The organism is Saccharomonospora sp. CUA-673, from assembly GCF_001942305.1.
Classification (GTDB): domain Bacteria; phylum Actinomycetota; class Actinomycetes; order Mycobacteriales; family Pseudonocardiaceae; genus Prauserella.
This window is the reverse complement of record NZ_MKKE01000070.1, coordinates 1-6,065: the sequence shown is the minus strand read 5'-3', so window position 1 is coordinate 6,065 and position 6,065 is coordinate 1. Positions and strand designations below refer to the sequence as shown.

The following is a 6,065-nucleotide window of genomic DNA, read 5'->3' as shown; positions in this document are numbered from 1 at the left end:
ACCGCGCCCGCGGCGGCGGCCTTGCCGCTGCCGGCCAGCGCGAGGTAGCCGAGCACGCCGCCACCGAGCACCAGCGGGGCGACGACGGCGCGCAGCGCACCGTTGACGTCGGCGAGTTCGGCCGCGAGCGCCTGACAGTCGGAGCATTCGTCGAGGTGCGTCTCGACCTGCGCGCGTTCGCGCTTGGACAGCCCGTCGCGCGTCCAGGCGCCGAGCTTCTCGGCGGTGGCGCTGCACCGGCTCGCGCTGACCTCGGCCAGGTGCACCTGCAGGTAGGCCTGCCGCAGACCCTCGCGCGCGCGGTAGGCGAGCGCGGACACGCCGTTGGCCGTCAGACCCAGCAGCGGGGCGACCTCGGCGGGCGACTGGCCCTCGATCTCGGTGTGCCACAGCACGGCCTGCCACCGTTCCGGCAGCGTCGCGAACGCCTTCGCCGCGAGGGTGCGTTCGAGGCCCTCGACGGCGGTGTCGGAGAACTCCTCCGTGAGCGCCGCGGCGCCGGCACCGCCGACCGTTGTGACGGTCGTCATGTCGTCGGCGAGGTCGAGCTTCTTGTCCCGGCGCGTCTTGTCGTAGGCGCGTGGCGCACGGCGGTCAGCAGGTAGGCACGGAACGCGCTGTCCGGTCCCTTGCCCGCGCGGAGCGTGTCGAGCACCTTCGAGAAGGCGTCCGAGACCAGGTCGTCCGCCTCGATCGACGTCCGCGCGAGCTGCCGGGCCAGGTTGTACGCTGCGGCCACATGGCGTTCGTACAGCGTCCCGTAGCACTCCAGGCTGCCCGAGCGAACAGCGGCGATGAGTTCGGCGTCGCTCATGCCCTGTGGGTCGGTGGGTGCGGTGCTCACGGTTCTCCTCTCAGGTCGTCCCGATAAGGGGACGCGCTGCGCAGCAAAGTGTGACGGACGTTCGGGGACTCGTCATTACGCGGGTCGGCCGTTCACCCGAATCCGCCCCCTGCCGGCGGAGCGGAACTGATCGCAACTGATTGCCGCCGGTGCCGTCATGCATGCGGCCGGTAGGCGTCTCACCCCTGAATCGAGCCGGAAGGGGGCGCGAGTGGACGTGAGTGCTGGCGACGTGTCGGGGGTGCCGTACGGGAACCGGTCCGCCGGACCGTACGGAACCGTTCCCGGCGCCCGGCAGGAGCGGCCTGTCCATGCCCAGGCGGCGCGGATCCGCCACCGTTGGTGCGCGGCGAGCCTGGCCTGCGGGTGGCGTTTTCCCGACGACTGGCCGCTGCCCGAGGTGGACGTGGTGTGTGCCGCCGTGGCCCGGCGGGGCGGGGTCGATGACGCAGCTCCCGCGCTGGTGGCCCTGGCGCATGCCCGCGCCGCAGCGGGCACGGGGCTCGAGGAGACGCTCGGCGACCTGGCCGCGCTGCACTCGGTGCTGAGCGCGGGCGTCGAACCCGCCGACGCGGCCGAGCCGGTGGCGTCCGTGCCGGACGTCGACGCGCTCCCGACGCGGCTGCTGCGCATCGTGGCCGTCGCGTGGGCCGAGATCGCGCTCAACGAGGTCACCGCGGGCGAGGTGCACGACCCGCTCACCGGACTGCCCACCATGGCCTACCTGCGCACGCGCCTGGCCGAGCTGTACCGCCAGGCCGCGCGCGACGGGGTGTGCGTCGCCGAGGGGCACGCACTGGTGGTCATCTCGTTGGACTTCGACGGCGGGGCCGTCTACCTGCGGCCCGCCGGCATGATCCTGGGCGCCGATGTGCTGCGCGACGTGTTCGACGGGGGCGAGAGTCACGCCGTGCTGGGCTCGTCGACGGTCGTCGCGGTGGTCCCGCGGTCGACGGGGGTCGCCGCCGGTGCGGTCCGGCTGCGCAGGGAACTGACCGAACGTTTCGCCGTCGACCCGCAGCTCGCGGAGTCCGGCTCGGCGCGGGTCGGCGTGATGCGCCTGCCCGCCGACTACGACGGCGCGTGCCGCTTGCTCGACTCGCTCGCCAAGCGGTGAGCGGCGGCCGGGGTGAACGCCGACCGGTGGTTCGTCCGGCCGCTGATTCCCAGGCCCACGCCGGTCCAACAGGGGTCCATGGTTTCCTGGATGGGTGAGCTCCCCAGACGTGCGTGACGCCGATCAGCCGGTGCGTTCCGAGACGGAATGGACCGGCGGCGGGCCGTTGCACCTGCGTGCCTCGCTCGCGCGACTGGCGGAGCGCCCGCGTTCGCTCGTGTTGCTGCTGGCCCTGCCGGTGCTGGCGATCGTCGCGGGCATCCTCGGCTGGATCTTCGACCTGCAGCTCGGCGTCGACTCCGCGGTCTACCGCGCGGGCGCGATCACCCTGCTGCAGGGCGATCCGCTGTACGAGAGCAACACGCTCGCCCCGGAACCGTTCTGGGCCCTGCTGCCGTTCACCTATCCGCCGACCGCGGCACTGCTGTTCGTGCCGCTGGCCGTGCTGCCGCTGCAGGTCGCGTGGGGTGTGCTGTCGGCGGTGTCGCTCGTGGCGATGGCGCTGGTCATCCGCGTGGCCATCGGCGCGCTGCCGCGGCCGCAGGGCGAGGTGCCGCAGTGGGTGTCGCCTGCGCGGCTGACGATCCTGTCGGCGGTGCTGTTCTTCGCACTCGAACCGGTGTGGCGGACGATCTTCCTCGGCCAGATCAACCTGATCCTGATGGCCCTGATCGTCGTCGACATCCTGGTCGTGTCGGCGCGCGGCAGCCGCTGGGGCGGCGTGCTGGTCGGCGTCGCGGCCGCGGTGAAGCTGACGCCGCTGATCTTCATCCCGCACCTGCTGTTCACCGGACGCCGGATGGACGCGTTGCGCGCGATGGGCACGTTCTTCGGCCTGCAGGCGCTGATGTTCGTGATCATCCCGTCGGACGCGTTCCGGTTCTGGACGCACACCGTGTTCAACCAGGGCCGGATCGGGCCGATGCACTGGGCGGGCAACCAGTCCCTCAACGGTCTGTTCAACCGCATGACCGACCTCGCGCCGTGGGCGTCGAACGCGGCGATCGCCGTCGGCCTGCTGCTCGCGCCGTTCGCGGTGTGGCTGATGCTGCGGTTCCACCGCAGCGGACGTCCGCTCGAGGCGCTGCTGGTGACGGCGTTCTACGCGCTGCTGCTCTCGCCCGTGTCGTGGTCGCACCACTGGGTGTGGGCGGTGCCGCTGATCGTCGTGCTCGTCTCGAAGCTGCCGCACGCCGACCCGGCCAAGACGCGCAAGCGCTGGATCCTCGCGGCCGGCGTGTTCGTGGTGTTCGTCAGCTGCGTGCTGCTCGTGCTGCCCAACGGCCGCAACCTCGAACTGCACTGGGCGTTCTGGGAGTACATCCTCGGCAGCGCCTACCTGCTCGTGCCGGTCGTACTGGTCGCCGTGCTCGGCGGACGCTGGCTGTGGCGCAGGTACCGGCATCTGCTCGGGGACGCCGGTGGAGCCGGCGGGCCCGGTGAGTCCGGTGCTCAGCCGGCCGACGTCGGCTCCGACAGCAGCTCCGAGGGATCCGACCAGCGGTAGACGTCCGCGTCGGCCAGGTCCGGGTAGGCGACGGCCATCCCGCGTGCGGGCACCATCGACCACAGCCGTAAGCGCGGCGAGGCGGCCTGTTCGGTCCAGTCCGGTGTCCACTCGGGCAGGTAGCGCTCGTAAATGCGGTGCACGCGGTCGAGGTCGGGCTCCTCGAGGCTGGCCGGTCCGGTGGTCCGGAACTGGCGGACGTCGTGCGGCGGGGCGAACGTCGCGACCAGCACCGACACCTCCCGTCCGGCGGCCGCGGCGTCGAGGAACGGAGCCGGTGCGTCGACGGGACTGTGGAACCACAGACGCCCGTCGGCGAGGAGGAACCACATCGTGGCCAACGCGGGACGTCCCCGCCCGGTGACCGTCGCGACGGCCGCCGGATGACCGGGCTCGTCGAGGAACGCGACAACGTCGAAATTTGGCATACCGGGCATGCTCCGACCTCGACCACGATCGAGGTCAACCCACCCGTCGGCCGCCCGGCCTACGATGTGTCCATGTGCAGGGCGGTGGAGTCGGGCGATGCGGAACCCGAACGTTCCCGTGCCCGCCTGAGCTTTCCTCTGATCCGCTCGACGACGTCGTCGAAGGTGGCCGTCACGGGCGAGGACATCGAGGAACTGTTCGTCCGGGAGGACGCGGAGCGGTGCCTGCCGGAGTCGTCGCGTCCGTGGCGGTGGTGACACTCGGCGGCGGCTCGTGAGTGGCGTTCGGAGGGGCGGCCTACTCTGAAGCGGCTATGGATACTCGAACCGGTCTTCCCGTCGTCGGCATGGTCGGTGGTGGTCAGCTCGCCAGGATGACCCACCAGTCGGCGATCGCGCTCGGCCAGACGCTGCGGGTGCTCGCCGTCGGCGAGGGCGAGGCGGCGGGGCTCGTCGCCGCCGACGTCACCCTCGGCCACCACACCGACCTGGACGCGCTGCGCGCCTTCGCCCGCGACGTCGACGTGCTGACGTTCGACCACGAGCACGTCCCCGGCGAGCACCTGCGGGCCCTCGTCGGCGACGGGGTCGTCGTCCGGCCCAGCCCCGGTGCGCTCGCGTTCGCGCAGAACAAGCTCCTCATGCGGGAACGGATGGCCGCCCTCGACCTGCCGAACCCGGCGTTCGTCGAGGTCACCGACGTCGCCGACGCCGTGAAGTTCGGCGACACCCACGGCTGGCCCGCGATCCTCAAGGCCGCCACCGGCGGCTACGACGGCAAGGGCGTGTGGCAGATCGGCTCCGCCGACGAGGCACGCGAGCTCATCCCGGTGCTGCTCGAGGCCGGCACGTCGCTGCTGATCGAACAGCGCGTGCCGATGCTGCGCGAACTGTCGGCCATGGTGGCGCGGTCGCCGTTCGGCCAGGGCGCGGTGTGGCCGGTGGTCGAGACCGTGCAGGTCGACGGCATCAACACCGAGGTCCTCGCCCCGGCGCCCGGACTGTCCGACGAGCGCCGGGTGCAGGCGCAGAACGTGGCGCTGCGGATCGCCGAGGAACTCGACGTCGCCGGGGTCATGGCGGTCGAGCTGTTCGAAACCACCGACGGCCTGGTCATCAACGAACTGGCGATGCGTCCGCACAACTCCGGGCACTGGACGATGGACGGCTCGCGCACGTCGCAGTTCGAACAGCACCTGCGGGCCGTGCTCGACTACCCGCTCGGCACCACCGACCCGCTGTCGCCGACCGTCATGGCCAACGTGCTCGGCGCGCCCGAGACGCCGACGATGAGCGTCGACGAACGGCTGCACCACCTGTTCGCGCGGTATCCCGACGCCAAGGTGCACCTGTACGGCAAGGGCGAACGTGCGGGCCGCAAGCTGGGACACGTCAACGTCCTCGGGCCGATCGACGACGACACACGCGCCAAGGCGCGCATGGCGGCGCACTGGCTCTCGCACGCCGAATGGCCCGACGGGTACAGCGTGCACTGACACCGGCGTGCACCGACGCGAGTGCAGCCGGACGGTTGACCGAGTAGTTCATCGAGCAGGAGCGGAGGTAGGCGGCGTGAGTACACCGGTCGTCGGCGTGATCATGGGGAGCGACTCGGACTGGCCGACGCTCGAGGCCGCCGGGCAGGCGCTGGACGAGTTCGACGTGCCCTACGAGGTCGGCGTGTACTCGGCGCACCGGACGCCGCAGCGGATGCTCGACTACGCCCGCGACGCCGCCGGCCGCGGCATCCGGGTGATCATCGCGGGGGCGGGCGGTGCGGCGCACCTGCCCGGGATGGTGGCGTCGGCGACGCCGCTGCCCGTGATCGGCGTGCCCGTGCCGTTGAAGTACCTCGACGGGCTCGACTCGTTGCTGTCGATCGTGCAGATGCCGGCCGGGGTTCCCGTGGCGACGGTGTCGGTCGGCGGGGCGCGCAACGCGGGCCTGCTGGCCGTGCGGATGCTCGCCGCGGCCGACCCCGCCCTGCAGGAGCGCATGACGACCTTCCAGGCCGACCTCGAACAACTCGTCCTCGACAAGGACGCGGCCCTGCAACAGAAACGCTCCGGCTGAAAGCCCCCAAGGGCCCCATAGTCGCGCCCGCCCGTCGCCCGGCCACCACCCCCAACGACGCGCTGACGCGCGGCAGCGCCCGATGCGACTATGGGG

Annotated in this window: 6 protein-coding genes and 1 pseudogene; 5 read left to right on the top strand and 2 right to left on the bottom strand. The window is 71.8% G+C overall.

Features of this window, described 5'->3' with window-relative positions; genetic code table 11:
- A pseudogene (locus tag BJF85_RS23455) lies at positions 1-844 on the bottom strand (sigma-70 family RNA polymerase sigma factor); the annotation flags it as partial.
- A gap of 211 nt (positions 845-1,055) precedes the next feature.
- On the opposite strand from BJF85_RS23455, the gene BJF85_RS23450 reads away from it, so the two are divergent.
- The gene (locus tag BJF85_RS23450) at positions 1,056-1,961 is read left to right on the top strand and encodes a GGDEF domain-containing protein (protein WP_222844660.1); all 906 of its coding nucleotides are present in this window, start codon (positions 1,056-1,058) and stop codon (positions 1,959-1,961) included.
- A 130-nt stretch (positions 1,962-2,091) separates the two neighbouring features.
- Positions 2,092-3,468: a glycosyltransferase 87 family protein gene (locus BJF85_RS23445; protein WP_075850142.1), complete on the top strand. Its 1,377-nt coding sequence runs from the start codon at positions 2,092-2,094 to the stop codon at positions 3,466-3,468.
- On the opposite strand, the gene BJF85_RS23440 is transcribed toward BJF85_RS23445, so the two are convergent.
- Positions 3,414-3,905, bottom strand: coding sequence for a pyridoxamine 5'-phosphate oxidase family protein (locus BJF85_RS23440; protein WP_255375894.1), 492 nt, complete (start codon positions 3,903-3,905; stop codon positions 3,414-3,416). The two genes, BJF85_RS23445 and BJF85_RS23440, sit on opposite strands and share 55 nt — an antisense overlap.
- Positions 3,906-3,968: 63 nt before the next feature.
- Here BJF85_RS23440 and BJF85_RS27720 point away from each other — a divergent pair, with 63 nt between their 5' ends.
- The 3 genes from BJF85_RS27720 to purE all read left to right on the top strand — a co-directional run bounded on the left by BJF85_RS27720 (position 3,969) and on the right by purE (position 5,969).
- The gene (locus BJF85_RS27720; RefSeq protein WP_139320819.1) at positions 3,969-4,154 is read left to right on the top strand and encodes a hypothetical protein; all 186 of its coding nucleotides are present in this window, start codon (positions 3,969-3,971) and stop codon (positions 4,152-4,154) included.
- A 56-nt stretch (positions 4,155-4,210) separates the two neighbouring features.
- Complete coding sequence (locus BJF85_RS23435; protein WP_075850140.1) at positions 4,211-5,392, top strand: 5-(carboxyamino)imidazole ribonucleotide synthase; 1,182 nt, start codon at positions 4,211-4,213, stop codon at positions 5,390-5,392.
- 76 nt (positions 5,393-5,468) lie between these two features.
- Positions 5,469-5,969, top strand: coding sequence for a 5-(carboxyamino)imidazole ribonucleotide mutase (purE, locus tag BJF85_RS23430; protein ID WP_075850139.1), 501 nt, complete (start codon positions 5,469-5,471; stop codon positions 5,967-5,969).
- Positions 5,970-6,065 lie beyond the last annotated feature (96 nt).

Excerpts from the sequence above, each read along its gene's own strand:
- BJF85_RS27720 (WP_139320819.1), top strand. The coding sequence starts at position 3,969 with ATGTGCAGGGCGGTGGAGTCGGGCGATGCGGAACCCGAACGTTCCCGT.
- BJF85_RS23440 (WP_255375894.1), bottom strand. The coding sequence starts at position 3,905 with ATGCCCGGTATGCCAAATTTCGACGTTGTCGCGTTCCTCGACGAGCCC.
- BJF85_RS23435 (WP_075850140.1), top strand. The coding sequence starts at position 4,211 with ATGGATACTCGAACCGGTCTTCCCGTCGTCGGCATGGTCGGTGGTGGT.